A 26,373-nucleotide genomic window follows, 5' to 3' on the forward strand; every position below is an offset into this window, starting at 1 on the left:
CCGTGACGGACCGGGCGACATATCAGGGAATCGAGCTGGACGCGGAGACCGCGCTGGCGCTGCTGGACTGGCAGCTTGAGATGGGCGTGGACGTGCCCCTGATGGACGTGGCCCTGGACCGCTTCGACCTGCCTGCCCGCGCGGCGCCCCCGCCGGCCGCCGCCGCCCCCGAGACACCGCCGGTCCTGACGCTGGAGGGCGGGGCGCCCGACGATCTGGCCGACCGGCTGGCCCAGGCCGAGGCGCTGGCGGCGGGGGCCGACAGCCTGGAGGCGCTGGCCGCAGCCCAGGAGGGCTTCGACGGGATCGAGCTGAAGAAGGGCGCGCGGAATTTCTGCTTTTCCGACGGCAATCCCAAGGCGCGCGTCCTGATCCTGGGCGAGGCGCCGGGCGACGAGGAGGACCGGCAGGGCCGTCCCTTCGTGGGACGCTCGGGGCAGCTCTTGGACCGGATGTTCGGGGCCATCGGGCTGGCCCGGGACGCCGTCGATGCCGAACGCGCGCTCTATATCGCCAATGTGCTGACCTGGCGCCCGCCGGGCAACCGCGATCCGTCGGCGGATGAAATTGCCGTGAGCCTGCCCTTCCTGCGCCGCCATATCCAGCTGGCCGCGCCCGAGGTGATCGTGCTGATGGGCAATATCTCGTGCCAGGCCGCGATCGGCCGGCGGGGCATCCTTCGGCTGCGGGGGCAGTGGGTGCAGGCGTTCGACCGTCCCGCGCTGCCGATGACGCATCCGGCCTATCTGCTGCGCAACCCGCCCGCCAAGCGCGAGGCCTGGGGCGACCTGTTGTCGCTGGCGGCGCGGCTGGAATCGCTTTCCGTTTAGGCTGCGTTTCCCCATCATGCGCTATCCCGGTCCTCCCCCCGGTCCTCCCGATGAGGCGCCCATCCCATGCGATTCCTGACACGCAGCCTGCTGGGGCTGTTCCTGACCTTCCTGACGCTGGCCCTGCTGTTCTTGGCAGGGTTCCAGCTGTGGCAGGCGGCCGCCCAGCGCGGCGCGGGGGGCGGGCCCGCCCGCACCGCCGAGGAGCAGGTCTATGCCACAAGGCTGGTGACGCTGACGCCCGGCACCGTGGCGCCCGTGCTGCAGGTCTTTGGCCAGGTCCGCACGCGGCGCGAATTGCAGCTGCGGGCCGGGGCCTCGGGCCGGATCGTGCAGCTGGACGCGGCTTTGCAGGAGGGCGGTGTCGTCGTGGCGGGACAGCTGTTGGCGCGGATCGACCCGGCGGCGGCGCAGGCGGCGCTGGACAGCAGCCAGGCCGAACGCGACGACGCGCAGGCCACTCTGGCGGATGTGCGCCGCCGCGTGGACATCGCCGCCGAGGATCTGGCCGCCGCCGAACGCCAGGCCGAGCTGCGCGAGGCCGCCGTCACGCGGCAGGGCCAGCTGGCCGAGCGGGGCCTGGGCACCAGCCTGGACCGCGAGACGGCGGAGCTGGCGGCCTCGACCGCGCAGCAGACGGTGATCGCCGCCCGCGCGGCCCAGGCCGATGCGCAAAGCGCGGTGACGGCGGCCGAGAACGCCCTGCGCCGGGCCGAGATCGCCCTGACCGAGGCGCGGCGCGCATTGGCCGATACCGAGATCCGCGCCGGGTTCGACGGCCGCGTCACCGCCGTCACGGCGGTCGAGGGCGGGCTGGTCAGCCTGAACGAACAGCTGGCCACGATCATCGATCCCGAGGCGCTGGAGGTGCAGATGCCTTTGTCGCTGGACCAGTTCTCGCGGCTGGCGGGCCCGGACGGTGCGCTGCTGCCGCAGGAGGTGACCCTGCTGCTGGACGGCAGCGCGGGGCAGAGGGCGGCGCGGGCGCGGCTGGACCGGGCGGCGGCCTCGGTCGCGGAAGGCTCGGCCGGGCGGATCGTCTATGCGCGGCTGACCGAGGGCGGCGGGGCGCTGCGCCCGGGCGATTTCGTCACCGCCCGCATCGCCGAGCCGGCGCTGGAGGGCGCGGCGATCCTGCCCGCCACCGCGCTTGGGCCGCAGGGCGAGGTTCTGGTGGCGGGCGCGGACGGGCGGCTGGCGGCGATGGCGGTGACCGTGCTGCGGAGGCAGGGCGACGATCTGGTCGTGGCGGTGCCGCCCGCGCTGGCCGGGGCGCGGATCGTGGCCGAACGCGCCCCGCAGCTGGGCATCGGGATCCGGGTGCGCGATGTGACCGAGACACCCGACCCGCCGCCCGCGCCGATGCAGGGCCCCGAGCAGCGGGTCGAACGCCCCGAGGGTGCCTCGCGTGGCTGAGCGCCCGCCCGCCCGGGACGGGCTGCCCGACCGCCCGGGCCTTCTGGGCCTCTTCGTGCGCCATGCCACATTGGCCAACCTGCTTCTGGCGGTGATGGTCGTGGCGGGCCTCTATTCCGCGCCGCGCCTGCGGGCGCAGTTCTTTCCCGACACGGTGGTGCAGCAGATCCAGGTCTCGGTCCGGTGGGACGGGGCGGGGGCTGACGATGTCGACCGATCCGTGGTGGGGGTGCTGGAGCCCGCGCTGATGGCGGTCGAGGGGGTGGCCCTGACGGAAAGCCAGGCCAGCCAGGGCGCCGCCCGCATCACCCTGGAATTCGAGCCGGACTGGGACATGTCCCGCGCCACGGGCGAGGTCGAGACCGCCATCGCCGGGGCGGGCGATCTGCCCGAGGGCACCGAGGACCCCGAGATCACCCGCCGCGCCTGGCGCGATTCGGTGACCGACGTGGTGATCTCGGGTCCTGCGGGGCTGGACCAGCTGGGCCGGATCGCGGACGACCTGACCGGCAGGCTCTATGCGCGCGGCGTGACGCGGCTGACCGTCACCGGCCTGTCGGCGCCCGAGACGCTGGTCGAGCTGCGCATGGCCGATCTGGTGCGCCATGACGTGACGCTGGAACAGATCGCCGCCACCATCGCCGCCGCCGCGGCCCCCACGCCCGCGGGCGACGTGGCGCAGGGCGGATCGCGCGTGCGGACGGGGGCCGAGACGCGCAGCCCGGCCCAGGTCGCGGCGCTGGTCCTGGCTGCGCTGCCCGACGGCACGCAGCTGACCATCGGCGACGTGGCGCGGGTGTCGGACACCGGCATCGACCGGGGCGTGGCCTATTTCGTGGCGGGCCACCCGGCGGTCACCGTCTCGGTCCAGCGCAGCGCCTCGGGCGACGCGATCGGGATGCAGCAGTCGGTGCAGGAGGCGGTGGACCAGCTGGCCCCGACCCTGCCCGAGGGCGTGACGGCAGAGCTGGTCCGCGCCCGGGCCGAGCAGATCTCGGCCCGGCTGTCGCTGCTTCTGGACAATGCGCTTCTGGGGCTGGCGCTGGTGCTGGGGCTGCTGTTCCTGTTCCTGAACGCCCGCACGGCGATCTGGGTCGCGGCGGGCATCCCGGCGGCGCTGCTGGCGGCTGTCGCGCTGATGCATGCGGTGGGCATGACGATCAACATGATCTCGCTGTTCGCGCTGATCCTGACGCTGGGCATCATCGTGGACGATGCCATCGTGGTGGGCGAGCATGCCGATTACCGCGCCCGCAAGCTGCGCGAGCCGCCCCGGGTCGCCGCCGAGCGCGCGGCCCGCGCCATGGCCGCGCCGGTCGTGGCCTCGACCCTGACGACGGTCATCGCCTTTGCCGGGCTGGTGCTGATCGGCGGGCAGTTCGGGTCGCTTGTCGCCGACATCCCGCTGACGGTGATCCTGGTGCTGGCGGCCTCGCTGGTGGAATGCTTCCTGGTGCTGCCCAACCACATGGCCCATGCGCTGGCCCATCAGGCCCGCGACGCGTGGTACGACCGCCCCTCGGTCATCGTGAACCGGTGGCTGGATAGGTTCGTGGCGGGGGTGATCCGGCCCCTGACGCGGCTGGTGCTGCTGGCGCGCTATCCGGTGCTGGCGCTGGTGATGGTCGGCCTGTCCTGGTCGGTGGCCTCGCTGATGACCGGCAAGGTGCCGTGGCGGTTCTTCGACGCGCCCGAACAGGGCAGCGTGTCGGGGAATTTCGCCATGCTGGCGGGGGCCACGCGCGAGGACACGCTGCGCGTCATGGGGCTGGTGCAGGCCGCCGTGGACGGGGTCGCCGCCGAGTACGAGGCCGAATACGGCATCAGCCCCGTCACCCATGTGATGACCCAGATCGGCGGCAATGCCGGGCGCCCGCTGCCCGGGTCCGAGACGAAGGATGCCGACCTGCTGGGCGCGGTGCAGATCGAGCTGATCGACCCCGATTTCCGCCCCTATTCCAGCTTCGAGCTGGTCTCGGCCCTGCAGGAGGCCATGCCCTCGGACCCGCGGCTGGAGACGATCAGCTTTCGCGGCGGACGGTCCGGACCGGGGGGCGACGCGATCTCGGTCCGCATGACCGGCGCGGAGGCGCAGGGGCTGAAGGCGGCGGCCGAAGCGCTCAAGGCGCGGCTGGCGGTCTTCCCCGAGGTGTCGGCGCTGGAGGACAGCCTGGACTATGACAAGGACGAGCTGGCGCTGAGCCTGACCCCGCAGGGCGAGGCCTTGGGCTTCACCACCGAGGGGCTGGCCCGCGAGCTGCGCCAGCGGTTGGGCGGGATCGAGGCCGCGACCTGGCCCGAGGGCACCCGCACCGGCGCCATCACGGTGGAGCTGGCCGAGGACGACCGCCGTGCCGATTTCCTGGACCGGATGCTGATGCGCACCGCCGCCGGGGGCTGGGTGCCCCTGGGCGACATCGTCACGGTCTCGACCCAGGCCGGGTTTTCGGTCGTGCGGCGCGAGAACGGCGACCGGATGATCCTGGTCACCGGCGACATCTCGGGCGACGATCCGGCCCGGGCGGCGGCGATCACCGCCGACCTGCAGGACCGGCTGCTGCCCGACATCGCCGCCGAGTTCGGCGTGGGCTATGACGTGACCGGGCTGGCGCAGCAGGAAAGCGAGTTCCTGACCGAGGCGCTGATCGGCTTCGGCCTGGCGCTGCTGGGCATCTACATGGTGCTGGCCTGGATCTTCGCCAGCTGGGCCCGGCCGCTGGTGGTCATGTCGGTCATTCCCTTCGGGCTGATCGGCGCGGTCTGGGGCCATGCGGCCTGGCAGCTGCCGCTGAGCCTGTTTTCCGTCGTGGGGCTGATCGGGATGTCCGGCATCATCATCAACGATTCGATCGTGCTGATCTCGACCATCGACGCCTACGCACGCGACCGGGGGCTGCGGCCCGCGATCCTGGACGCGGTGGCCGACCGGTTCCGCCCGGTGCTGCTGACCACGGCCACCACCGTGCTGGGGCTGGCGCCGCTGCTCTACGAGCGGTCCTCGCAGGCGCTGTTTTTGAAGCCCACGGTGGTGACGCTGGCCTATGGGCTGGGCTTCGGGATGGTGCTGGTGCTGCTGGTCGTGCCGGCGGTGCTGGCGGTGGGCGCGGATCTGGGCCGCGCCCGGCAGGGGTTCCGCCGCAGCCTGCGCCCGGGGCCCCTGCGCGGCGTGATGCGCGGCGCGGCATGGGCGGCGGGGCTGGGGCTGGTCGCGGTGCTGGGCCCGGTGACGCTGGCGCCCGCGATGGGCTGGACCCTGCCCGGCGGCTGGCCGGTCGCGGAGTCGGTGGGCGGGGCGCTGATCGCCTATCTGGGGCTGCTGGCCGCGATCGTGGCGGGGGCGGGTCTGGCGCAGGCCTGGCGCGGCAAAAGGGTGGCCTAGCCTGTCGGCGCGCAGCCGGTCATTTCGGTCGCGCGGGTGCCGTCCGCCGGGATGACCGTCAGGCGCAGAGCCGCCGGGTCCAGATCGAAGGGCGCGGCCGTGGGGCCGACCATCTCGACCACCGCCTGCGCGCCCTCGGATGTCTGCGCGATCTCGGCGCCCGAGACCCAGATCTCGGGCTGGCCGGTCAGCTCGATCGCGGCCAGGGTGGCCTCGCCCGGCGGCAGGGCCATCGCCACGCGCAGCCCGTCGGCCAGCGGCGTCACCGTGCAGGCGGGGTGCAGGTCCAGACGCACCGGCTCGGCCGCGAGCGCGCGGGCGATGGCGGGGTCGGTGGCGCCTTCCGCCGGCGGGGCCCGCAGGTCCAGGAAGGCCGGCACGCAGATGTTCTCACACAGGCCCAGGTCGATCTGGGCGCGGATGTCCATCGGCTGGTCCGGATCGGTGGCCCGGGCGGTGAAGGGCAGGATCAGGCGGTCGTGATAGCCCATCTCCAGCACCTCGCCCGAGCGAATCGCCTGCGGGGCGGGCCAGTGCAGGGTGACGCCCTCCAGGTTGCCCGCGCCCTGCCACTCGAATTGCGGCGGCAGGCCGGTATCGCCGGGGCTGCGCCAATAGGTCTTCCATCCCGGGGCCAGCTGCAGGTCCAGGGCCAGGATGCGGTTGCCCTCGGCATCGGTCCAGCCGGGCAGCAGCCGGGCCGAGACCAGCCCCGGCGGCAGGTCGTCCGCCTGCGCGAGGACGGGCAAGGGCGTCAGGCTGAGGCCGGCGGCCAGGGCAAGGGCGAGGGCGAGGGCAGAAGGATGGGTCATGGCCCAAGCCTTACCTGCCCGGCGGCCTGCGGGGAAAGTCACAAATCCGCGCAAGCCTTGCATCGGTCGGGCCAAGGCCCGATCTTGGGAGCGAAAAGGAGCCATGATGAGCCGCATCCCAACCCAATCCACCGCCTTCGGTCCCCAGGCCGCCGCGAACCTGACCGGCAAGATCCTGATCGCCATGCCGGGCATGGCCGATCCCCGCTTCGACCGCTCGGTGGTGCTGATCTGCGCGCATTCGGACGAAGGGGCGATGGGTCTGGTCCTGAACCGGCCCTTGCCCGAGGTCGGCTTCGACGAGCTGCTGGACCAGTTGGGCATCGAGGCCGAGGGCGCCGGCCGCGCGGTCGAGGTGCGCTTCGGTGGCCCGGTCGAGCCCGGGCGGGGCTTCGTGCTGCACAAGGTCTCGGAACACGGGACCGACCCCGAGGGCCGGCTGCGCATCGGCCAGGCGCTGGCGATGACCACGACACGCGACATCCTGGTCGACCTGGCGCAGGGCAACGGCCCCGAGCCCGCCGTGCTGGCCTTGGGCTATGCGGGCTGGGGCCCGGGACAGCTGGAGACCGAGATGCTGGCCAATGGCTGGCTGACCGGCGAGGGGGCCGAGGACCTGATCTTCGACCCGGTCCACGAGGACAAGTGGCAACGCGCGCTCCGCGCCCAGGGCATCGACCCGTCCCTGCTGTCGGCGGCCGCCGGCCGCGCCTGATCTGCGTCCCGCGACGGCCGGGGGCGCTTCGCCCCCCGGACCCCCCGAGGATATTTCCGGACCGCTGCAGGCAGCGGGCTAAGAGGTGTATGTCGCGTGCCCCCCTTCCCTGATGGGAGCCGGCCTCCGGACACAACGAAGGGCTTCCGACAAACCGAGGCTGATCCAGCTTCGGTCTTCAAGTATCCTCGGGGGGTCCGGGGGGCGAAGCGCCCCCGGCCGTCGCGGGACGCAACCCGGCCTCAGGTCATGTCGGGAAAGAACCGGTCCGAGGGCGTGAAGATCTCGCAGCCGGTGGCGGTGACGCCGATGGAATGCTCGAACTGCGCCGACAGGGACTTGTCGCGGGTGACCGCCGTCCAGTCGTCGGCCAAGACCTTGGTCTCGGGACGGCCGAGGTTGATCATCGGCTCGATGGTGAAGAACATGCCCTCTTCCAGCAGCGGGCCTTTGCCGGGGCGGCCGAAATGCAGCACGTTCGGCGGCGCGTGGAACACCTTGCCGATGCCGTGGCCGCAGAAGTCGCGGACGACGGACATGCGGCGGTCCTCGGCATAGGTCTGGATGGCGGCGCCGATATCGCCGAACGTGGCGCCGGGGCGCACGGCCTCGATCCCCGCCATCAGCGCGTCATGGGTCACCTGCAGCAGCCGCTGCGCCTTCAGCGAGGCGCGGCCCGCGACATACATGCGGCTGGTGTCGCCGAACCAGCCGTCCAGGATCACCGTCACGTCGATGTTGAGGATGTCGCCATCCTTCAGCAGCTTGTCGCCGGGGATGCCGTGGCAGACGACGTGGTTCACGCTGATGCAGCTGGCATGCTGATAGCCGCGATAGCCGATCGTGGCCGAGGTCGCGCCCAGTTCCGCCACGCGACGCGTGATGAAATCGTCCAGCGCGCCGGTGGTCGTGCCGGGTTCGACCAGCGCGCCCACCTCGTCCAGGACCTGCGCGGCCAGCGCCCCCGCCGCCCGCATGCCCGCGAAATCGCCCGGCATGTGGATGCGGATGCCTTCCTTGGTGATATGGCTGTCGTCCATCGCGGATCCTTTCTGTCTGCCGACCTAGATAGATGCGCGCGCCCACTTGTTCCAGCCCTTCGCGCGGGCATAGAACAGGCGGATCCTTTCCCCAAGCCACGGACCCCGCCATGCAGTCGGACAACCCCACCGCCGCCATCCTTGTCATCGGCGACGAGATCCTGTCGGGCCGCACCCGCGAGGGCAACGCCCATCACCTGGCGCAGGTGCTGACCGCCACCGGCTTCGACCTGCAGGAGATCCGCGTCGTCTCGGACGATCACGACCGCATCGTGGCGGCGATCCGGGCGCTGGATGGCACCTTGGGCGGCGGCTATGACCTGCTGTTCACCTCGGGCGGGATCGGGCCCACGCATGACGACATCACCGCCGACGCGGTGGCCGCCGCTCATGGCACCACGGTCGAGATCCACCCCGAGGCCCGCGCCCTGTTGCAGGAGCGCTGCGACCGCATGGGGATGGCGCTGACCGAGAACCGTCTGCGCATGGCCCGCATCCCCGTGGGCGCCACGTTGATCGACAATGCCGTCTCGGCCGCGCCGGGCTTCTCCATCGGCGCGACCCATGTGATGGCCGGGGTGCCCGAGGTGTTTCGCGGCATGGTCGACTGGCTGATCCCGCGCCTGCCGGGCGGGCGTCCCGTCATGTCGCTGTCGGTCGAGGTGCGGCGCGGCGAAAGCGATGTGGCCGAGGATCTGCAGGCGGTGGCCGGGGACTTCGCGGACCTGTCGCTTGGATCCTATCCGTTCCGCGACGACACGGGCTGGGGCACGAACCTGGTCGTGCGCGGCCTGGACGCGGCCCGGGTGGATCAGGCGATGGCGGCGCTGAAGGAGCGGATCGGCCTCTGATGGCGCGGCCCGACGCCGATCTGGAGGCCGCCTTCGAGGCGACCTGGCCCCCCGCCGAGACGCGGCGCTGCGGTGGCCTGCTGGTCGGGCGCGGCCTGGGGGCCGGGGGCCGGGTCAGTGCGGCGCGCGGCATCGGGCCGTGGAATGCAGGCGATCTGGCCGCCGCCGAGGCGCAGCAGGCCGCCTGGGGCCAGCCGCCGCTGGTCCGGGCCTGGGACGACGAGGCCGGGCCGATCGCCGCCCTGACGGCGGGGGGCTATGTCGTCGAGACCCCGACGTTGGTCATGGAGGCGCCGCTGGCCCTGTTGACTGATCGCAGGCCGCCGCCGGTGACCGCCTTCGCGATCTGGCCGCCGCTGGCGATCCAGCGCCGGATCTGGGAGGCGGGCAGCATCACCCCCGCCCGGCAGGCGGTGATGGACCGCGTGACCGGACCCAAGGCCGCCATCCTGGGGCGCCTGCGCGACCGGGCCGCCGGGGCGGGCTTCGTGGCGGTCCACGGCCCCGTGGCGATGGTCCACGCGCTGGAGGTGCTGCCGGCCTTCCGCCGGCAGGGGCTGGCCGGATGGATGATGCGGCAGGCGGCGTTCTGGGCCGCGGATCTGGGCGCCGTCCGCATGGGTCTGGCGGTCAGCCATGCCAATTCGGCAGCGCGGGCCACCTACGAGGCGCTCGGGTTCACGGTGGCGGGCAGCTACGCCTATTATCGGCGCTGAGGCCATCCGTCCGGCGCGGGCCGTCCGGCGCGGGCGCGACCGGACCGCAGGTCCGGGCGCCACGGACGGGGGCGACCCCGGCCCGGCAGGGCCGGTCAGGCTTGCCCGTCCCCGCCCTTACCGAAGAATCGCCGTCCCGGGGCCCGGGCGGCATCCTGCCGGCCCGGTCATTTCAGGGCCGCCAGCTCTGTCAGGATGGAGCGCGCGATCATGGCGGGGACCTCGGGGGCTAGGCCGATCGGATCCAGGCGCGGGCCGGTGAAGCCCGCCGCATCCAGGGCGTGCGGCAGGTCGTCCAGCACATGTTCGGCGCGCAGCGCGAAGAGGGGCAGGCTGACGGCGCGGTCGAGGCCTTTCGCCGCATCGGCCAGGAAGGGCTCCTGTTCGACGAAGCCCGGCACGACGCGTGCGACCTGCGGGGCCAGCCGGTCGGCCAGCGCCCGGGTAATGTCATGGCTGGCCTGGCTGCGCTGCGAGCCATGCGCGGCCAGGAGGATCGTGACCGAGGCGAGGTCCCAGCCCCGGCCCTCGGCCGCCTGGCGGGTCTTCTCGACCAGCAGCTCGGGCAGGTTCGGGTCGGTGCCGAAGGGGCGCATGATATGGGCGCCCGGCGCGCCGGCGGCACTCAGGCGGCGGGGCAGCTCGGTGCCGGTGAACCAGCCCTCGGCCATGAACATCGGATAGACGACGCAGTCGCTGCGGCAGGTGCGGGCCAGCGCGTCGGGCGCGGCCAGTGTCGCGCCCAGGACCTCGATTCCGGGGCAGTGGCGGGCGACCTCGGCCGCCAGCGCCTCGATGGCGGCCTGCTGGGGTTCGGGATCGCCGGGCTGGCCATGCGAGACGATGACGGCGCGGGTCAGGGTCCTGGGCTGCTCGGCCTCAAGGAAGTAGCCGGCCAGCGCCTCGGGCATGTCGAATTCGGCCAAGGCGCGGGCGCGGCCCTCGGCGGACATCTTGCGGGCGGTCTTTTCCAGGATGCGGGGCAGCTTGTCGTCGGGCATCTCGGCGGTGAAGTCGCCCAGATACCAGCGGATGAAGGTGAAGCAGATGACATCCTCCAGCGCCTGGACCTGGGGGTCGCGCTTGATGCCCTGCTTGGTCAGCATGCGCCGGGCAGCGGCGATGTCGTCCGCGTCGTAGCCCGCATCCGCCATGATGCCCGCGATGCGCTCGGCATGGCGGCGGCCCTGTTCCTGGCGCCAGGCCAGATAGCCGGGGCGGTTCATCGGATAGTCGCGGCGCGGCAGGGTCCAGCGTTCGACATGCTGGCCGCGGCAGGCGATGCGCAGCACGTCGTCGGCCTGCGGGAACAGGCGCTGCTGTTCCGCCGTCATCCGCTGGCCATAGAGGAGGTTCGCGGGCTGGCCATCCTCGAGGTTCGGGTCATGGGCATTGGCCGCGTCGATGGCGGTGAAGGCGTGGTCGAGGCGTGTGGTCATGGGCGTCTCCGGGCTTTGGGACAGGATGCGCGGGCGGGGCACGGGTGGCAAGCGGGGAAGGGGGGCCAGCCCCCCATCGCGTGCCGCGATCCCCCCCGGGATATTTGCGGACCGCCGCAGGGGGCGGGGTCAGGGCAGGGCGAAGAGGTCGGGCACGTCGGTGCGGTCATCGAGCAGCATCTGCGCGGCCAGATCGGCGATCAGCGGGGCCATGCCGAAGCCGATCTTGAAGCCGCCATTGGCGATCAGATGGCCGGGGCGGTCGGGCCAGGGGGCAAGGACGGGGGCGCGCGAGCGGGCGCGGGGGCGCAGGCCCGCCCAGATGTCGAGGACCGGGGCGTCGCCGAGGGCCGGGCAGATCGCGACGGCGCGGGCCAGCAGGTCCTGGGCCTGATGGTCGGGGCGGTCGTGGTCGTAGCTGTTTTCCGAGGTCGAGCCGATGGCCGTGGTGCCGTCCGCATGGGGCACGATGTGCAGCCCGTCGGCGAAGACCTGCGGGCTGTCCGGCGCGGCATGGGCCAGAAGCAGCGACTGGCCCTTGACCCCCTGGCCGATCCGGCGATCCAGCGCGGCGTTCAGATCCTGCAGGCCGGGCGTGCCGGTGGCCCAGATCATGGGGGCATCGTCGGGCGCGGGGTCGGGGGCGGGGCGGGCCTCGAGGATCTCACCTCCCCGGGCGCGGATCGCGGCGGCCAGGGCCGCCAGCGCCGCGCGGGGGTTCAGGCGTGCCGTCAGGGCATCCTGCAGCCAGATGCCCGAGGGGCTGTCGGGGATCAGCGCCGCCTGCGGGTCGCGGGTCAGGGACATGCCCATGTCCCGGGGCCAGTGCTGCGCGGCGGCGGCGATGCGGTCCTGCAGGCGCTCGGCCGTCTGGTCATCCGGCACGGGCTGCAGCCGCCCGGTCCGCCCGTAGCCCGAGGGCAGGCCCGCGGCCTCCTCGACCTCGGCCCACAAAGCCGGGGCGGCCAGCAGGCTTTGCAGCTGCAGCGCCTTCTTGGGGTTCCAGTTGTCCGGCGCATGGGGGGCCAGCGCGCCGACATGCCCGCCCGAGGCGCCCGCGCCGACATGCTGCGCCTCGAACACCCGGACCGTGGCGCCCCGGCGGGCCAGCATCCAGGCGCAGGACAGCCCGAAGATGCCCGCCCCGGCCACATGGATCACCCTTGCCAAAGCCGCGCCCTTTCCCGAAAGCTTGCCCGATGGATGCCATAGCCGATCCCCGCCCCGATGACGAGCCTGCCCCAGACCTGGAGTGGCACGACGGCGGCGTGCCGGTCTCGACCCGGTTCGAGGATCCGTATTTCAGCCTGGCCGGAGGCTTGGACGAGACGCGGCACGTCTTTCTGCAAGGCAACGAGTTGCCCGACCGGCTGCGCCCGGGCTTTCACGTGGCCGAGCTGGGCTTCGGCACCGGGCTGAACGCGCTGGCCTTGGCGCAGGTGGCGCGGGTGCCGGTGCGGATGACCAGCTTCGAGGCCTTTCCGATGACGGTGGAGCAGCTGGCCCGGGCCCATGCCGCCTTTCCCGAGCTGGACGCGCTGGCGACGGAGCTGCGGGCGGGCTGGGGGGGCGGGACGATCCGTGTAGGGCAGGTCGAGCTGAGTGTCGTGACGGGCGATGTGCGCGAGGTTCTGCCCGAGTGGGAGGGGTTGGCGGAGGCGTGGTTCCTGGACGGGTTCTCGCCCGCCAAGAACCCCGAGATGTGGGATGCGGCCCTGATGGGCCAGGTCGCGGCCCATACCGCGCCGGGGGGCAGCTTTGCCACCTATACCGCTGCGGGCCATGTGCGCCGCGCGCTGCAGGCGGCGGGGTTCGAGGTCACCCGCGCGCAGGGCTTCGCGAGCAAGCGGCACATGAGCCGGGGCGTCTTGCGGGGGTAGGGCGGACGCGCGGGCTCTGGCAATCGGGCGCCGGGGTGCTTATCTGCGGGCCGGACGCAGGTCGCCCGGCAGCGCCGACCCCCGTCATCATCAGCAGGAGACAGGCGCATGGGCGCGATCATCGACATCGACCATCTGTCGAAGGACTATGGCAGCGGCACCAAGGCGCTGGACGACGTGACCCTGTCCATCGACGAGGGCGAGATCATCGCCCTGCTGGGGCCGAACGGGGCGGGCAAGACGACGCTGATCTCGATCATCTGCGGGCTGGTCACGCCCACGGGCGGCACGGTCCGGGTGGGCGGGCACGACATCCGCACCGACTGGCGCGCCGCGCGGCGCCTGATCGGGCTGGTCCCGCAGGAGATCGCGCTGGAGCCCTTCGAGAAGGTCATCAACTGCGTGCGCTTCACGCGCGGGCTGTACGGGATGCCCGCCGACGACGCCTATATCGAGCGCGTCCTGCGGTCGCTGTCGCTGTGGGACAAGCGCGACGCCGCCACGCGCGAACTGTCGGGCGGCATGAAGCGCCGGGTGCTGATCGCCAAGGCGCTGTCGCACCAGCCGAAGGTTCTGTTCCTGGACGAGCCCACCGCCGGCGTCGACGTCGCGCTGCGCCGCGAGATGTGGCAGGTCGTGGGCGATCTGCGCCGCGAGGGCGTCACCATCATCCTGACGACCCATTACCTGGAAGAGGCCGAGGAGATGGCCGACCGCATCGGCGTCATCGCCAAGGGCCGGTTGCTGCTGGTCAAGCCCACCGCCCAGCTGATGGGCGAGTTCGGCAAGAAGACCCTATCGATCGAGCTGGACGCGCCCCTGGCCGCCATTCCCGACGATCTGGCGGGCCGCGCGCTGACCCTGTCGGATGACGGGCGGCGGCTGGCTTTCGACTATGACACGCGGGCCGAACGCACCGGCATCGCGCGCCTTCTGGGCGATCTGGCCGCGCGCGGCATCACCGTGCGCGACGTGTCCACGCGGCAATCCAGCCTCGAGGACGTCTTTCTGTCTCTGGTTTCCGAGGACGCGGCATGAGTATCAACTGGCATGGCGTGTGGGCCATCTTCCATCACGAGATGATGCGGTTCTTCCGCACCATCTGGCAGTCGCTGGCCTCGCCGGTCCTGTCCACGGTTTTGTATTTCGTGGTCTTCGGTGCGGCCATCGGCGGGCGCATCCAGTCGGTCGAGGGGGTCGAATACGCCGCCTTCATCGTGCCGGGGCTGATGATGCTGACCGTGCTGCAGCAGGCGGTCAGCAATGCCAGCTTCGGCATCTACTTCCCGAAATTCAGCGGCACGATCTACGAATACCTCGTTTCGCCGGTCGGGTGGATCGAGGTGACGATGGGCTTCGTGGGCGCCGCCGCCGTCAAGTCGATCATGATCGCGCTGGTGATCCTGGTGACCAGCTTCGTCTTCGTAGGCGTCCATATCCTGCATCCGGTCTGGATGGTGGCGTTCCTGGTGCTGTCCTCGGTGGGCTTCAGCCTTCTGGGCTTCATCATCGGACTGTGGGCCAAGTCCTTCGAGCAGCTGCAGATCGTGCCGATGATGATCATCATGCCCTTGGTCTTCCTGGGCGGGGCCTTCTACTCGGCCAGCATGCTGCCGCCCTTCTGGGAGGGCGTGGCCAAGCTGAACCCGGTTCTCTACCTGATTTCGGGGTTTCGCTGGTCGTTCTTCGGGCTGGCCGATGTGCCGGTGGGCGTGTCGCTGGTCGCGGTGGCGATCATGGTGGTGGTCTGCCTGGCCATCATCCGCTGGATCTTCGCCACCGGCTGGCGCCTGCGCGAGTGATCGCGCGACTGCTTGATGGGCGGGTGATCGCGCGCAGCGTGCCCGCTCAGGGGCGGATGCTGTCGCAGATGCGCGTCTGCGGGTCCAGCCGGACATAGTCGCGGGCGCTGATCACCTGCATCTCCATCGAGCGGTTCCAGCCGCCGAACCAGCGGTCGCGGATGCCGTTGCGGTAGAAGTTGCCCATGATCTGGTCGACATAGGGCGGGATGATCTGCGTGTTCGGGATGCGCGGGGCGTGAAAGCCGATTCGCGCGCGGGGCCCCAGGCAGGCATTGGGCAGCGTCGTCAGGATCGTGCAGGCCGAGCGGCAATAGCCCCGGATGCGCACGGTCTTGCCCGACCGCTCCAGCTCGGACCGGCGCTGGACCATCTGCAGCACATTGCCGCCGCGGTTGTCGCTGATGTCGATGAAAGGGCCCCCCTGGGCATGGGCGGGCAGGGCCGCCGTCAGGCAGGCCAGCGCCAGAAGCGGGATGGCCAGCAGGGCGAGGGGGCGTCGGACGTGGATCATGGGGCATCCTTTGGCGAAAACGTGGCGGAACTGAAATCACGTTCCGGCGAACGTGGGGCGTTCGGGCCGCCCGTTGCAAGCGGCGTCTTGGCCCGCGCCCGCGAATCGCCTATGTGCGGCAGATGCAGCAGAACCCGCCCGACCTTCGCCCCGACCTTGCCCGCGCCCGCATCCCCGATCAGCGGCGCGACGGCCAGCCGACCATCGGCATGGTCAGCCTTGGCTGTCCCAAGGCGCTGGTCGACAGCGAGCGCATCCTGACCCGCCTGCGGGCCGAGGGCTATGCGATCAGCGCCGACTATCACGGCGCCGATGCGGTGGTGGTCAATACCTGCGGGTTCCTGGACAGCGCCAAGGCCGAATCGCTGGACGCCATCGGCGAGGCGCTGCGCGAGAACGGCCGCGTCATCGTCACCGGCTGCCTGGGCGCCGAGCCTGACTACATCACCGGCGCGCATCCCAAGGTGCTGGCCGTGACCGGCCCGCACCAATACGAACAGGTGCTGGACGCGGTCCACAAGGCGGTGCCGCCGTCGCCCGATCCCTTCATCGACCTGCTGCCCGCCTCGGGCGTCAGCCTGACGCCGCGCCATTACAGCTATCTGAAGATCTCGGAAGGCTGCAATCACCGCTGCAAGTTCTGCATCATCCCCGACATGCGCGGCCGTCTGGTCAGCCGCCCGGCCCATGCGATCGTGCGCGAGGCGGAAAAGCTGGTGGCTGCGGGCGTCAAGGAGTTGCTGGTCATCAGCCAGGACACCAGCGCCTACGGCCTCGACCGCAAGCACGAGACCGAACGCGGCCACCGCGCCCATATCACCGATCTGGCGCGCGATCTGGGCTCGCTTGGCGCGTGGGTGCGGCTGCATTACGTCTATCCCTATCCGCATGTGCGCGACCTGATCCCGCTGATGGCGGACGGGCTGGTGCTGCCCTACCTCGACATCCCCTTCCAGCATGCCCATCCGGATGTGCTGCGGCGCATGGCCCGCCCTGCGGCCGCCGCGAAGACGCTGGACGAGATCGCCGCTTGGCGCGCGGTCTGCCCGGACATCACCCTGCGCTCGACCTTCATCGTGGGCTATCCCGGCGAGACCGAGGCCGAGTTCCAGACCCTGCTGGACTGGCTGGACGAGGCGCAGCTGGATCGCGTCGGTGCGTTCCAATATGAGAACGTGCGCGGCGCGCGGGCCAATGCCCTGCCCGATCATGTGGACCCTCAGGTCAAGCAGGACCGCTACGACCGCTTCATGGAAAAGGCCCAGGCCATCAGCGCCGCCAAGCTGGCCGCCAAGGTCGGCACCCGGATGCAGGTGATCGTGGACGAGGTCGATGCCGAGGGCGCCACCTGCCGCACCAAGGCCGACGCGCCCGAGATCGACGGTAACCTGTTCATCGATCAGGGGTTTGACGCCCTGTCCCCCGGGGATATGGTGGAGGTGACGGTGGATGAGGCGGGCGAGTATGATCTCTGGGGAACCCTCGCGCATGGATGAGGCGATGGCGCGCGTGATCACCACGCTGGCCATCAGCCCGGCCTTTGATCCAGCTGGCCAGCCGCGCAAGCCGGGCGCGCTGTGCATCGGCGCGCAGAAGGCCGGGACCAGCTGGTTGGCGCAGATGCTGGGCCAGCATCCGCAGGTCTGGATCCCGCCCTTCAAGGAGGTGCAGTATTTCAACCACCTGCACATCCCCGAGCACCGCAAGTGGATCGGCTGGCACTATCGCAACAAGCCGCAGGAGATCCGCCAGCGCCACGTGACGCGCAAGGTCGAGATGCCGCCGGAATTCGACGCCTATCTCAGCGCGGTGACCAGCGGACGGATGTTCCACAACCACTGGTACAAGCGCATCTTCGCGCCCGCGCCCCTGCATGCCATGCCGATGGACTTCACCCCCGAATATTCCGGCCTGCCGGACGAGGGCGTGCAGGCGGTCCATGATTTCCTGCCCAAGGCGCGCGTCATCTATCTGATCCGCCACCCGGTCGACCGCGCCATCTCGCAGTTGCGAATGAACCTGCGCCGCGAGAAGCGCACGCCCGCGACCGATGCCGACTGGCTGGCCGAGGTGTCGAACCCAGTCCTGGACGAGCGCGGCGATTACGCGGCCTATCTGCCGCGCTGGCTGGCGCGCTATCCCGACATGCTGGTGATCCCCTTCGGCCGCATCGCGCGCGCCCCCCACGAGGTGATGGACGCGGTCGAGGCCTATCTGGAGATCGGCCCGTGCTTCTACGGCAACCTCACGCAGAAGGTCTTTGCCAATCCGGCGGGCCTGATGCCGCCCCCGCAGGCGGTCGCCGCGCTGGAGGCCCGGCTGGCGCCCCAGGTGCAGGCGATCCGCGACCTGATGGGCGAGGATTTCGTGGCCGAGATCCGCTGACCTTCCATCAGCGCGCGCGATGGCTTACAAGGCGGCAAATCTCAGGAGTATTCCCGATGGCATCGAACCAGTTCGTCTATCACATGGACGGCGTGTCCAAGACCTATCCCGGCGGCAAGAAGGTCTTCGAGAACATCCGTCTGAACTTTCTTCCCGGCGTCAAGATCGGCGTCGTGGGCGTCAACGGCTCGGGCAAATCCAGCCTGATGCGCGTCATGGCGGGCATCGACAAGGACTTCACCGGCGAGGCCTGGGCCGCCAAGGGCGCGACCGTGGGCTATCTGCCGCAGGAGCCGCAGCTGGACGAGACCCTGGACGTGCGCGGCAACGTGATGCTGGGCGTGGCCAAGAAGCAGGCCAAGCTGGACCGCTACAACGAGTTGGCAATGAACTACTCGGACGAGACCGCCGAGGAGATGTCGGCCCTGCAGGACCAGATCGACGCCGAGAACCTGTGGGATCTGGACAGCCAGGTGGACGTCGCGATGGAGGCCCTGCGCTGCCCGCCCGACGAGGCCGATGTCGCAACCCTCTCGGGCGGCGAGCGTCGCCGCGTGGCGCTGTGCAAGCTGCTGCTGGAAGCGCCCGACATGCTGCTGCTGGACGAGCCGACCAACCATCTGGACGCGGAAACCATCGCCTGGCTGCAGAAGCACCTGATCGAATACAAGGGCACGATCCTGACCGTGACCCACGACCGCTATTTCCTGGACGACATCACCTCGTGGATCCTGGAGCTGGAGCGGGGCCGGGGCCTGCCGCACGAGGGCAACTATTCCTCCTGGCTGGAGGCCAAGGCCAAGCGCGTGGCCCAGGAGGCGCGCGAGGACAAGTCCAAGCAGAAGGTGCTGGAGCGCGAGCTGGAATGGATCCGCGCCGGGGCCAAGGCCCGGCAGGCCAAGCAGAAGGCCCGCGTCAACGCCTATAACGAGATGGCGAACAAGACCGAGAAGGAACGCATCGCCAACGCGCAGATCATCATCCCCAATGGCGAGCGCCTTGGCGGCAAGGTGATCGAGGTCGTGGGCCTGAAGAAGGCCATGGGCGACAAGCTGCTGATCGAGAACCTGGACTTCACCATCCCCCCCGGCGGCATCGTCGGCGTCATCGGCCCCAACGGCGCTGGCAAATCGACGCTGTTCCGCATGCTGACCGGGCAGGAGCAGCCCGACGAGGGCACGATCACCTTGGGTGACACGGTGCAGCTGTCCTATGTCGACCAGTCGCGCGACGCCCTGGGCGACAATCACAACGTCTGGGAGGAAATCTCGGGCGGGGCCGAGCTGATCGCCCTGGGCGATGCGACGATGAACAGCCGTGCCTATTGCAGCGCGTTCAACTTCAAGGGCAGCGACCAGCAGAAGAAGGTCGGCACTCTGTCGGGCGGCGAACGCAACCGCGTGCACATGGCGAAGCTTCTGAAGGCGGGCGGCAACGTGCTGCTGCTGGACGAACCGACCAACGATCTGGACGTGGAAACCCTGCAGGCGCTGGAGGCCGCGCTGGACGATTTCGCCGGCTGCGCGGTCATCATCTCGCACGACCGCTTCTTCCTGGACCGGCTGTGCACGCATATCCTGGCCTTCGAGGGCGATGCCCATGTCGAATGGTTCGAGGGCAATTTCGAAGCCTACGAGGAAGACAAGATCCGCCGCCTCGGCCCGGATTCGGTCAATCCCAAGCGGGTGAAATACAAGAAGTTCACGCGCTGAGGCGCGACCGGCGGAGTTCGCCCGAGGGCGTCGCGGTCGCGGCTCCCCCCGGGCGAGGTCCGCATTCACTTCACCCGGGCGGGGCCGCAGATGCGGGTCCCGTCCGGCATCACAGGAGGCCCGGATGGCCACGATCTCGATCGACTACGGCAAATTCATGCTCAAGGCGGGCCAGCTGTCCGGAACCTGGACGGCGCGCGCCTTCCTGCGTCAGGGCGCGGGCGGGCGCGGCTTCGCCCATGAGGCGACCGGCAAGGATGCCGACCTGGCCATCGAGGCGCTGAAGGCGCAGATCGACGAAGAGATCCAGCAGCGCCTGTCGCGCCGCCGCCACGACGAATCGATGGGCTTCGACGTGCCAACCGTCGAGGATTACACCGACGGGCTGCGCGGCGCGGGCTTGACCGACAAGCAGCTGGTGATGCTGCGCGCCCATGCGGCCGCCGCCGATGCGGGCCTGACCGCGCAGGAACTGGCCGAGGTCGCGGGCTATCGCACCTTCTCGACCGCCAACCTGCATTACAACAAGGCCGGCAAGCTGATGGCCGAGGCGATGGACGTGACCGCGCCCGAGACCGGGCCCGCCGAGGATCAGGTGCTGACCGGCGTGCTGGCCCGCAGCGGCGCGGCGCGCGAGGATGGCGAGTTCGTCTGGGTCATGCATCCCGAACTGCGCGAGGCGGTCAAGGCCACCGCCATCTGATCTTGCCCGAGGGCCGCCATGCGGCCCTCAGCGCGTCTTGCCGGCGAAGCCCGGCGGGCGCTTGGCGATCCAGGCCCAGAAGGGCGCCAGATCGGGATGCTCGCGCAGCGCCTCGATGGTGTTGACGTTGCGGGCCAGCTCGGTCTCGCGCAGGGTCTTGTGGATCGTCTTGTGGCAGATGTGGTGCAGCAGCACCGTGGGTCCGCCCTTGCCGCCCCGCAGCTTGGGGATCAGGTGATGGCGGCTTTGTGGCACATCCGCCGGGATCGGGCGCAGGCACAGGGGGCAGACGGGGACCTCGGCCACGGCGTCGGGATCCTCCGCGCCGGGCAGGTCTGACGGCAACGTGACGCCGCCGTCCAGGGATCGTGATTTCCGCATTGTCAGCCCTCGCGTTAGGCCCTTCATATGACCATGCCCCGATGAGAGGACAAGCCATGCCGACCCGGCGCACCCTTCTGGCCGCCACCGCCGCGGCCACGGCCCTCGCGGCCCTTCCCGCTTTGGCGCAGGCCCCCGCCCGCGCCAATCCCATGCCCGAGGAGCTGCGCCGCGCGCTGGAACGCGATCCGACCGCGCCGGTGCTGGGCAACCCGGATGGCGACATCACCCTGACCGAGTTCTTCGACTACAACTGCCCGCATTGCCGCACGATGCTGCCGCTGGTCCAGCAGCTGGTCAGCAGCGATCCGCAGCTGCGCGTGGTTTATCGCGAATGGCCGGTCTTCGGCCCGGGATCGGATTTCGCGGCCCGCGCCTCGCTGGCGACGCTGCCGATGGGGCGCTACTGGCAGATGCATGCGGGGCTTCTGACCATGCGCGGCCGCGCCGAGGAAGCGACGGTGATGCGCGTGGCCCGCGATGTCGGGCTGGACGAGGCCCAGCTGCGCGAGGCCATGCTGGCCGAGCCGATCGAGCGGCACATCAATACCAGCCACATGCTGGCCGATCACATGGGACTGGCGGGCACGCCCAGCTTCATCTGCGGCGACGAGGCGGTCTTCGGTGCCATGACGCTGGACGAGCTGCGCGAGCTGGTCGCGCGCGGTCGCCGGACGATGGGCGTGGCCGGCTAGGCGGTACCGCTGCGCGCCGCCTCGGGGGTGGGATCGGCGGTTTCAGGGCTGGCATCCGCGCGCCGTCCCCAGGCCGCATCCTGCATCTCGCGCAGGCGGCTGGCGGTGCGTTCGAATTCGAAGCTGCCCTCGCCCTCGTTGTACAGCTGTTCGGGCTCGTCGGCGGCGCTGGCGATCAGCCGGACCTTGGCCTCGTAGAGCGCATCGATCAGCGTGACGAAGCGCCGCGCCTCGTTATAGTTCGAGGCCGACAGGCGTGGCACGCCGTCGATCAGCAGCACGTCCACCGCCCGCGCCACCGCCAGGTAATCCGCCGCCCCCAGGGGGCGCCCGCACAGGTCCCAGAAGCCGGAGCGCGCCACGCGGCCTGCATGGGCGGGCAGGGTGACCTTGCGGCCCTGCACGGCGATGGTCAGCGGTTCCGGGGTCGCGTCCCCGGTCAGGTCGGACCAGACGCCGTCCAGCGCCGCCTTGGCCTGCGCATCGGCGGGGGCGAACCAGACCGGCCCGCCCTGCCGGTTCTGGCGATAGTCGGTCTGGCTGTCCAGGCAGACGACCTCCATCCGCTCGCGGATCAGGCCGATGAAGGGCAGGAACAGCTGCCGGTTCAGCCCGTGCTTGTACAGATCCTCGGGCACCCGGTTCGAGGTGGTGACCACCGTCACCCCCTGGTCGAACAGCACCTGGAACAGCCGCCCCACGATCATCGCATCGGCAATGTCGGTGATCTGCATCTCGTCGAAGCACAACAGCCGGGTCTGGCGGGCGACGCTCTCGGCCACGGGGCGGACGGTGTCCTGCTGGCCGCGCTTGCGCGCCTCGTTCAGCCCGGCCTGGATCTCCTGCATGAATTCGTGGAAATGCACGCGGCGGCAGGGGATATCGCCCGCTGCCTCGGCCATCAGGTCCATCAGCATCGACTTGCCGCGCCCGACCCCGCCCCAGAGGTACAGCCCCTTGGCGGCGGGCGCGGGATCGGGGCTGCCCACGCCCAGGAAGGCCCGCCAGGCCGAGCGTTTGGGCGCCGGGGCGGCCTGCATCTGGTCCAGCACATGGTCCATATGGGGCAGCACCTGCTGCTGCGCGGGATCCGCGCGCAGCAGCCCCGCCGCCACCTTGCGGGAGTAGAGATCGCTGACCTGACCCATGCGGCATGCCCCCTGATTGACCCCGCACCCCTGCCACAGCCCGGCGCCGTGCCGCAAGGGGCCAGCGGGCTTGACCCGGCCCGCCGCGCCATGCGACCCGAAGACCGAACCCCTCGACGAAGGTGTCCGAATGACCCGCGCCCCCGACCTGCCCGCCCCCGACATGATCGCGGGCCTGCCCGTCCTCTTCGTCATGGCGGCCGAGGCCGAATACGGCCCGGCCTTGCGTGCCCGCATCCGGCCCCTGATGACCGGCGTGGGGCCCGTCGAGGCCGCCGTGGAACTGACCGCCGCATTGGCCGCCCTGACGGTGCGCCCCCGGCTGGTCGTCTCGCTTGGATCGGCGGGATCGGCGCGGCTGGCGCAGGGGCAGGTCTATCAGGTGGGCGCGGTCGCGTGGCGCGACATGGATGCCAGCGCGCTCGGCTTCGCGCGCGGCTGCACGCCGTTCCTGGACCTGCCGCGCGTGATCGACATTCCCCATCGCCTTTCCGGCCTGCCCGTGGCCAGCCTGTCCACCGGCGCCGACATCGTCAGCGGTCCCGCCTACACGGCCATCGCCGAGGACATGGTCGACATGGAGACCTTTGCCCATCTGCGCGCGGCGCAGCGCTTCGGGGTGCCGCTGATCGGGCTGCGCGGCATCTCGGACGGGGCCGAGGCGCTGGAGGGTCTGGCCGACTGGACCCGGCACCTGCAGCTGATCGACGGCAGGCTGGCCGCCGCGATCGACCTGCTGGAGGCCGCGCTGGCCCGGGCCGATCCGGCCCTGAACCTCACGGCGTGACATCCGCAACGCTTGTCCTCCGCCCCCCGGCGCCCTAGACCGGGGCCGAGGGACATCATCCGGGCACAGGCAGGCATGGCACGCGGCGCAGGCAAACAGGAAGACCGGCCCACCAGCAGAAAGGTGGGCGCCCTCGGGGCCTTGTGGCCCTTTGTGCAGCCCTATCGCATCCAGGTGGTGCTGGCGATGCTGGCGCTGGTTGTCACCTCGGGCATCAGCCTGATCCTGCCTCTGGCCGCGCGCCGCGTGGTCGACAACTTCGACGATGGCGCGGGGCTGCTGGACCGCTATTTCGGCGCCGCGCTGCTGATCGTGGCGGCGCTGGCCTTGGGCACGGCGGCGCGCTATTTCTTCGTGACGCGCTTGGGCGAGCGGGTCGTGGCCGATATCCGCAAGGCCGTCTATGCCCGCGTCATCACCCTGTCCCCCGCCTTCTTCGAGCGCGTCATGACCGGAGAGATCCTGTCGCGCATCACCACCGACACGACGCTGATCCAGTCGGTCATCGGCTCGTCGCTGTCCATCGCGCTGCGCAACATGCTGATCCTGGCGGGCGGCATGGCGATGCTGGCCTGGACCTCGGTCAAGCTGATGGCGATGGTGCTGCTGATCGTGCCCGCGATCCTGATCCCGATCATCCTGCTGGGACGGCGGCTGCGGGCGCTGTCGCGGGCCAACCAGGACTGGATCGCGGCCTCGTCGGGGACCGCGTCCGAGACGCTGCTGGCCGCCCAGACCGTGCAGGCCTATACCGCCGAGGCGCGCAGCATCGCCCGCTTCGACGAGGTGACCGAACAGTCCTACGGCGTGGCCCGCACCCGCATCGCCACCCGCGCGGTGATGACCGCCATCGTGATCTTCCTGATCTTCGCGGGCGTCATCGGCGTCTTGTGGATCGGCGCCCGCGACGTCCAGGAGGGCGCGATGACCGCGGGCCAGCTGGTGCAGTTCGTCATCTACGCGATCCTGGTGTCCAGCGCCGCCGGCGCCCTGTCCGAGATCTGGGGCGAATTGCAGCGCGCCGCCGGCGCCACCGAGCGTCTGGCCGAGCTGCTGTCGGCCGAGGACACGCTGGTCGATCCGCCCCATCCGCAGCCCCTGCCGCAGCCCCTGCGCGGCCAGATCGCGCTGCAGGGGGTGGGGTTCCGCTTTCCCTCGCGCCCCGATGCGGCGGCGCTGGCCGGCATCGACCTGACCATCCGCCCCGGAGAGACGGTGGCCCTCGTCGGCCCCTCGGGTGCGGGCAAGACCACGGTGATCCAGCTGATCCAGCGGTTCTGGGACCCGGCCGAGGGGCGGGTGACGCTGGACGGGATCGACCTGCGCGATCTGGCCCGCACGGACCTGCGCGGCCAGATCGCGCTGGTGCCACAGGACCCGGTCATCTTCGCGGCCTCGGCGGCTGACAACATCCGGCTTGGCCGTCCCGAGGCCAGCGATGCCGAGGTGCAGGCGGCGGCGCGCGCCGCCCATGCGCATGACTTCATCGCCGCCCTGCCGCAGGGCTACGAGACGGCCTTGGGCGAACGCGGCGTGATGCTGTCGGGGGGGCAGCGCCAGCGCGTGGCCATCGCCCGCGCCATGCTGCGCGACGCGCCGATCCTGCTGCTGGACGAGGCGACCAGCGCGCTGGACGCGGAATCCGAATCGCTGGTGCAGGCGGCGGTCAACCGGCTGGCGCAGGGGCGCACCACCATTGTCGTGGCGCACCGTCTGGCGACCGTGAAGCAGGCCGACCGGATCGTGGTGCTGGATCAGGGCCGCATCGTGGCGACGGGCAGCCATGACCAGCTGGTGGCCGAAGGCGGGCTGTATGCCCGGCTGGCGCGGATGCAGTTCACCGACGGCCCCGGGCGACAGGGCGACCCGGCGCTGGCCCGCACGGCCTGACCGGCAGGCCGCCGCGCTATTGCGGCGCGGCATAGACCGCCACCCAGTAGGTGTTCCGCCCGTCCGGCCCAAGCGCCTGACCCAGCCCGTAATCGCGGATCTGCGGCAGCAGGATATTGGCCCGGTGCCCCGGCGAGGCGGTCCATTCCGCCAGCACCCGCGTCAGCGAAAAAGGCCCCGCCGCAATGTTTTCGGCCGAGAGGGCGGGTCGGTAGCCCGCTTCCTTCACCCGCATGGCTGGGCCGGTCGTCGTGCTGCCCAGATGGGTCATGCGCCCGCGCCGGGCCATGTCGCAGGCATGGGCGGCCGCCACCCGCGCCAGCAGCGGGTCGGGCACCACCGGGGCCAGTCCCGCCGCGCGGCGCGGTGCATTCGTGGCGGCGGCCCCGGCGGCATTCTGCGCGGGGCTCGTGCTGGGGCAGCTGGCCGCACCCGGCGGGCCGATCTGTACCGCATGATCATCCTTGGGCGGCGGCGGGGCGACCTGCGAGCCGCACCCCGCGGCCAGAAGGGCCGTTACGGCCAGCGCCGGTCCCGCCTTGCCCCTGCCGATTGCGCGCATCCTGACCCCTCGCCCCTGGAATCGTCCCGGGCCATCCTGGCACGCCACCCCTTAACAGCCGGTTTCCTGCAGCCGGTGTCCTGCGGGGGGTGCGTCACGGAACCGCACCCATCGGTTCGTCGTTTCCCGGGCGAGTTTGCAAAAGGACGATCAGGACATGGCCATCTGGGATTTCGTGAAAGATGCCGGCAAGGCCGTCTTCGGCAAGGCCGAGGCCGCGCCTGCGCCCTCGACCCCCTCTGCGGACGCCGCCGCCCCCAAGGCGGACCCGGACGCCGAGACGCAGCGCAAGGTCGCGGCGTTGAAGGCCGAGCTGCAATCGCTGAACCTCGATGCCGGTGACGTGCATCTGCGGCTGCGCGGCGACACGGTGGTGGTCGAATCCCGCGGGGCCGACCGCGAGGTGCTGGAAAAGCTGATCCTGGCGGTCGGCAACATCCAGGGCATCGCCAAGGTCGAGGCGGACCTGCCCGATGACGCGCCCCCGCCCGTCTTCCACACGGTGACAAAGGGCGAGACGCTGTCGGCCATCGCCAAGGAGCATCTGGGCAGTGCGACCCAGTACAATGCCATCTTCGAGGCCAACCGGCCCATGCTGAGCGATCCCGACAAGATCTATCCCGGTCAGGTGCTGCGGATCCCCGCCAAGGCGTGATCCGCGCCCAGGGGCCTGACGCCGCGTCGACCCCTGTCTGACGCGGCGTTTTTACGCGGGC

25 protein-coding genes and 1 pseudogene are annotated in these 26,373 nt (G+C 70.8%); 17 read left to right on the forward strand and 9 right to left on the reverse strand.

Annotation, left to right across the window (positions count from 1 at the left end; translation table 11 throughout):
* Positions 1 to 2: 2 nt before the first annotated feature.
* The 3 genes from FA743_RS03695 to FA743_RS03705 all read left to right on the forward strand — a co-directional run bounded on the left by FA743_RS03695 (position 3) and on the right by FA743_RS03705 (position 5,625).
* On the forward strand, positions 3 to 830 hold the full coding sequence (locus tag FA743_RS03695; protein WP_246054834.1) for a uracil-DNA glycosylase: 828 nt from the start codon (positions 3 to 5) through the stop codon (positions 828 to 830).
* A gap of 66 nt (positions 831 to 896) precedes the next feature.
* Positions 897 to 2,246: an efflux RND transporter periplasmic adaptor subunit gene (locus FA743_RS03700; RefSeq protein ID WP_136884534.1), complete on the forward strand. Its 1,350-nt coding sequence runs from the start codon at positions 897 to 899 to the stop codon at positions 2,244 to 2,246.
* On the forward strand, positions 2,239 to 5,625 hold the full coding sequence (locus FA743_RS03705) for an efflux RND transporter permease subunit (protein ID WP_246054820.1): 3,387 nt from the start codon (positions 2,239 to 2,241) through the stop codon (positions 5,623 to 5,625). The genes FA743_RS03700 and FA743_RS03705 overlap by 8 nt, the downstream gene beginning before the upstream one ends.
* On the opposite strand, the gene FA743_RS03710 is transcribed toward FA743_RS03705, so the two are convergent.
* Positions 5,622 to 6,437 (reverse strand): protein-disulfide reductase DsbD domain-containing protein, encoded by an 816-nt coding sequence (locus FA743_RS03710; RefSeq protein ID WP_136884535.1) that lies wholly within the window; start codon positions 6,435 to 6,437, stop codon positions 5,622 to 5,624. The two genes, FA743_RS03705 and FA743_RS03710, sit on opposite strands and share 4 nt — an antisense overlap.
* Positions 6,438 to 6,543: 106 nt before the next feature.
* On the opposite strand from FA743_RS03710, the gene FA743_RS03715 reads away from it, so the two are divergent.
* Positions 6,544 to 7,152 (forward strand): YqgE/AlgH family protein, encoded by a 609-nt coding sequence (locus tag FA743_RS03715; RefSeq protein ID WP_136884536.1) that lies wholly within the window; start codon positions 6,544 to 6,546, stop codon positions 7,150 to 7,152.
* Positions 7,153 to 7,394: 242 nt separating this feature from the next.
* Here FA743_RS03715 and map read toward each other — a convergent pair whose 3' ends face one another.
* The gene (gene map / locus FA743_RS03720) at positions 7,395 to 8,192 is read right to left on the reverse strand and encodes a type I methionyl aminopeptidase (RefSeq protein ID WP_136884537.1); all 798 of its coding nucleotides are present in this window, start codon (positions 8,190 to 8,192) and stop codon (positions 7,395 to 7,397) included.
* A gap of 110 nt (positions 8,193 to 8,302) precedes the next feature.
* Between map and FA743_RS03725 the strand changes: the two genes are divergently transcribed.
* Positions 8,303 to 9,043, forward strand: a complete 741-nt coding sequence (locus FA743_RS03725) for a competence/damage-inducible protein A (RefSeq protein WP_136884538.1) — start codon at positions 8,303 to 8,305, stop codon at positions 9,041 to 9,043.
* Complete coding sequence (locus tag FA743_RS03730) at positions 9,043 to 9,759, forward strand: GNAT family N-acetyltransferase (RefSeq protein ID WP_136884539.1); 717 nt, start codon at positions 9,043 to 9,045, stop codon at positions 9,757 to 9,759. Before FA743_RS03725 ends, FA743_RS03730 begins: the two co-directional genes overlap by 1 nt.
* Before the next feature lie 167 nt (positions 9,760 to 9,926).
* Here the strand turns inward: FA743_RS03730 and FA743_RS03735 are convergent, their stop codons facing one another.
* The 3 genes and pseudogenes from FA743_RS03735 to FA743_RS03740 form a co-directional block, all read right to left on the reverse strand.
* The gene (locus FA743_RS03735; RefSeq protein WP_136884721.1) at positions 9,927 to 10,670 is read right to left on the reverse strand and encodes a CbiX/SirB N-terminal domain-containing protein; all 744 of its coding nucleotides are present in this window, start codon (positions 10,668 to 10,670) and stop codon (positions 9,927 to 9,929) included.
* Positions 10,644 to 11,198 (reverse strand): annotated as a pseudogene (locus FA743_RS20435) (DUF4202 domain-containing protein); the annotation flags it as partial. The gene FA743_RS03735 and the pseudogene FA743_RS20435, both read right to left, overlap by 27 nt.
* A gap of 129 nt (positions 11,199 to 11,327) precedes the next feature.
* Positions 11,328 to 12,359 (reverse strand): NAD(P)/FAD-dependent oxidoreductase, encoded by a 1,032-nt coding sequence (locus tag FA743_RS03740; protein WP_342774366.1) that lies wholly within the window; start codon positions 12,357 to 12,359, stop codon positions 11,328 to 11,330.
* A 38-nt stretch (positions 12,360 to 12,397) separates the two neighbouring features.
* Here FA743_RS03740 and mnmC2 point away from each other — a divergent pair, with 38 nt between their 5' ends.
* The 3 genes from mnmC2 to FA743_RS03755 all read left to right on the forward strand — a co-directional run bounded on the left by mnmC2 (position 12,398) and on the right by FA743_RS03755 (position 14,880).
* Positions 12,398 to 13,078 (forward strand): tRNA (5-methylaminomethyl-2-thiouridine)(34)-methyltransferase MnmC2, encoded by a 681-nt coding sequence (mnmC2, locus tag FA743_RS03745; protein WP_136884541.1) that lies wholly within the window; start codon positions 12,398 to 12,400, stop codon positions 13,076 to 13,078.
* A 108-nt stretch (positions 13,079 to 13,186) separates the two neighbouring features.
* Entirely contained in the window at positions 13,187 to 14,116 is a 930-nt protein-coding gene (locus FA743_RS03750) for an ABC transporter ATP-binding protein (RefSeq protein WP_136884542.1), read from the forward strand.
* Positions 14,117 to 14,118: 2 nt separating this feature from the next.
* On the forward strand, positions 14,119 to 14,880 hold the full coding sequence (locus tag FA743_RS03755) for an ABC transporter permease (protein ID WP_425467167.1): 762 nt from the start codon (positions 14,119 to 14,121) through the stop codon (positions 14,878 to 14,880).
* Positions 14,881 to 14,926: 46 nt separating this feature from the next.
* Here the strand turns inward: FA743_RS03755 and FA743_RS03760 are convergent, their stop codons facing one another.
* Entirely contained in the window at positions 14,927 to 15,394 is a 468-nt protein-coding gene (locus FA743_RS03760) for a hypothetical protein (RefSeq protein ID WP_136884544.1), read from the reverse strand.
* 122 nt (positions 15,395 to 15,516) lie between these two features.
* Between FA743_RS03760 and rimO the strand changes: the two genes are divergently transcribed.
* From rimO to FA743_RS03780, 4 genes are all read left to right on the forward strand, one after another.
* Positions 15,517 to 16,890 (forward strand): 30S ribosomal protein S12 methylthiotransferase RimO, encoded by a 1,374-nt coding sequence (rimO, locus tag FA743_RS03765; RefSeq protein ID WP_169308757.1) that lies wholly within the window; start codon positions 15,517 to 15,519, stop codon positions 16,888 to 16,890.
* 4 nt (positions 16,891 to 16,894) lie between these two features.
* Positions 16,895 to 17,779, forward strand: coding sequence for a sulfotransferase family protein (locus FA743_RS03770; RefSeq protein ID WP_136884722.1), 885 nt, complete (start codon positions 16,895 to 16,897; stop codon positions 17,777 to 17,779).
* A 56-nt stretch (positions 17,780 to 17,835) separates the two neighbouring features.
* Positions 17,836 to 19,491, forward strand: coding sequence for an energy-dependent translational throttle protein EttA (gene ettA / locus FA743_RS03775; RefSeq protein ID WP_136884546.1), 1,656 nt, complete (start codon positions 17,836 to 17,838; stop codon positions 19,489 to 19,491).
* A gap of 124 nt (positions 19,492 to 19,615) precedes the next feature.
* Positions 19,616 to 20,194 carry a hypothetical protein gene (locus FA743_RS03780; RefSeq protein WP_136884547.1) on the forward strand — a complete coding sequence of 193 codons (579 nt, stop codon included), beginning with the start codon at positions 19,616 to 19,618 and terminating at the stop codon, positions 20,192 to 20,194.
* A 27-nt stretch (positions 20,195 to 20,221) separates the two neighbouring features.
* Here FA743_RS03780 and FA743_RS03785 read toward each other — a convergent pair whose 3' ends face one another.
* On the reverse strand, positions 20,222 to 20,575 hold the full coding sequence (locus FA743_RS03785; RefSeq protein WP_425467162.1) for an HNH endonuclease family protein: 354 nt from the start codon (positions 20,573 to 20,575) through the stop codon (positions 20,222 to 20,224).
* A gap of 56 nt (positions 20,576 to 20,631) precedes the next feature.
* Here FA743_RS03785 and FA743_RS03790 point away from each other — a divergent pair, with 56 nt between their 5' ends.
* The gene (locus tag FA743_RS03790) at positions 20,632 to 21,270 is read left to right on the forward strand and encodes a DsbA family protein (RefSeq protein ID WP_136884548.1); all 639 of its coding nucleotides are present in this window, start codon (positions 20,632 to 20,634) and stop codon (positions 21,268 to 21,270) included.
* Here FA743_RS03790 and zapE read toward each other — a convergent pair.
* Positions 21,267 to 22,418 (reverse strand): cell division protein ZapE, encoded by a 1,152-nt coding sequence (zapE, locus tag FA743_RS03795; protein WP_136884549.1) that lies wholly within the window; start codon positions 22,416 to 22,418, stop codon positions 21,267 to 21,269. The genes FA743_RS03790 and zapE overlap by 4 nt on opposite strands.
* Positions 22,419 to 22,548: 130 nt before the next feature.
* On the opposite strand from zapE, the gene FA743_RS03800 reads away from it, so the two are divergent.
* On the forward strand, positions 22,549 to 23,205 hold the full coding sequence (locus FA743_RS03800; RefSeq protein WP_136884550.1) for a 5'-methylthioadenosine/S-adenosylhomocysteine nucleosidase: 657 nt from the start codon (positions 22,549 to 22,551) through the stop codon (positions 23,203 to 23,205).
* A gap of 75 nt (positions 23,206 to 23,280) precedes the next feature.
* Complete coding sequence (locus tag FA743_RS03805; protein WP_136884551.1) at positions 23,281 to 25,095, forward strand: ABC transporter transmembrane domain-containing protein; 1,815 nt, start codon at positions 23,281 to 23,283, stop codon at positions 25,093 to 25,095.
* A gap of 16 nt (positions 25,096 to 25,111) precedes the next feature.
* Here the strand turns inward: FA743_RS03805 and FA743_RS03810 are convergent, their stop codons facing one another.
* Positions 25,112 to 25,657, reverse strand: coding sequence for a CAP domain-containing protein (locus FA743_RS03810; RefSeq protein ID WP_136884552.1), 546 nt, complete (start codon positions 25,655 to 25,657; stop codon positions 25,112 to 25,114).
* Between the two features lie 157 nt (positions 25,658 to 25,814).
* Here FA743_RS03810 and lysM point away from each other — a divergent pair, with 157 nt between their 5' ends.
* Entirely contained in the window at positions 25,815 to 26,312 is a 498-nt protein-coding gene (gene lysM / locus FA743_RS03815; RefSeq protein ID WP_136884553.1) for a peptidoglycan-binding protein LysM, read from the forward strand.
* Positions 26,313 to 26,373: the final 61 nt, after the last annotated feature.

It is taken from the genome of Paracoccus gahaiensis (genome assembly GCF_005048225.1).
Classification (GTDB): domain Bacteria; phylum Pseudomonadota; class Alphaproteobacteria; order Rhodobacterales; family Rhodobacteraceae; genus Paracoccus; species Paracoccus gahaiensis.

What these genes read in the sequence shown, in the direction of transcription:
- FA743_RS03700 (WP_136884534.1), top strand. Translation starts at nt 897, where the DNA reads ATGCGATTCCTGACACGCAGCCTGCTGGGGCTGTTCCTGACCTTCCTG.
- FA743_RS03710 (WP_136884535.1), bottom strand. Translation starts at nt 6,437, where the DNA reads ATGACCCATCCTTCTGCCCTCGCCCTCGCCCTTGCCCTGGCCGCCGGC.
- FA743_RS03715 (WP_136884536.1), top strand. Translation starts at nt 6,544, where the DNA reads ATGAGCCGCATCCCAACCCAATCCACCGCCTTCGGTCCCCAGGCCGCC.
- map (WP_136884537.1), bottom strand. Translation starts at nt 8,192, where the DNA reads ATGGACGACAGCCATATCACCAAGGAAGGCATCCGCATCCACATGCCG.
- FA743_RS03725 (WP_136884538.1), top strand. Translation starts at nt 8,303, where the DNA reads ATGCAGTCGGACAACCCCACCGCCGCCATCCTTGTCATCGGCGACGAG.
- FA743_RS03730 (WP_136884539.1), top strand. Translation starts at nt 9,043, where the DNA reads ATGGCGCGGCCCGACGCCGATCTGGAGGCCGCCTTCGAGGCGACCTGG.
- FA743_RS03735 (WP_136884721.1), bottom strand. Translation starts at nt 10,670, where the DNA reads ATGCCCGAGGCGCTGGCCGGCTACTTCCTTGAGGCCGAGCAGCCCAGG.
- mnmC2 (WP_136884541.1), top strand. Translation starts at nt 12,398, where the DNA reads ATGGATGCCATAGCCGATCCCCGCCCCGATGACGAGCCTGCCCCAGAC.
- FA743_RS03750 (WP_136884542.1), top strand. Translation starts at nt 13,187, where the DNA reads ATGGGCGCGATCATCGACATCGACCATCTGTCGAAGGACTATGGCAGC.
- FA743_RS03760 (WP_136884544.1), bottom strand. Translation starts at nt 15,394, where the DNA reads ATGATCCACGTCCGACGCCCCCTCGCCCTGCTGGCCATCCCGCTTCTG.
- rimO (WP_169308757.1), top strand. Translation starts at nt 15,517, where the DNA reads ATGCAGCAGAACCCGCCCGACCTTCGCCCCGACCTTGCCCGCGCCCGC.
- FA743_RS03770 (WP_136884722.1), top strand. Translation starts at nt 16,895, where the DNA reads ATGGCGCGCGTGATCACCACGCTGGCCATCAGCCCGGCCTTTGATCCA.
- ettA (WP_136884546.1), top strand. Translation starts at nt 17,836, where the DNA reads ATGGCATCGAACCAGTTCGTCTATCACATGGACGGCGTGTCCAAGACC.
- FA743_RS03780 (WP_136884547.1), top strand. Translation starts at nt 19,616, where the DNA reads ATGGCCACGATCTCGATCGACTACGGCAAATTCATGCTCAAGGCGGGC.
- FA743_RS03785 (WP_425467162.1), bottom strand. Translation starts at nt 20,575, where the DNA reads ATGCGGAAATCACGATCCCTGGACGGCGGCGTCACGTTGCCGTCAGAC.
- FA743_RS03790 (WP_136884548.1), top strand. Translation starts at nt 20,632, where the DNA reads ATGCCGACCCGGCGCACCCTTCTGGCCGCCACCGCCGCGGCCACGGCC.
- zapE (WP_136884549.1), bottom strand. Translation starts at nt 22,418, where the DNA reads ATGGGTCAGGTCAGCGATCTCTACTCCCGCAAGGTGGCGGCGGGGCTG.
- FA743_RS03800 (WP_136884550.1), top strand. Translation starts at nt 22,549, where the DNA reads ATGACCCGCGCCCCCGACCTGCCCGCCCCCGACATGATCGCGGGCCTG.
- FA743_RS03805 (WP_136884551.1), top strand. Translation starts at nt 23,281, where the DNA reads ATGGCACGCGGCGCAGGCAAACAGGAAGACCGGCCCACCAGCAGAAAG.
- FA743_RS03810 (WP_136884552.1), bottom strand. Translation starts at nt 25,657, where the DNA reads ATGCGCGCAATCGGCAGGGGCAAGGCGGGACCGGCGCTGGCCGTAACG.
- lysM (WP_136884553.1), top strand. Translation starts at nt 25,815, where the DNA reads ATGGCCATCTGGGATTTCGTGAAAGATGCCGGCAAGGCCGTCTTCGGC.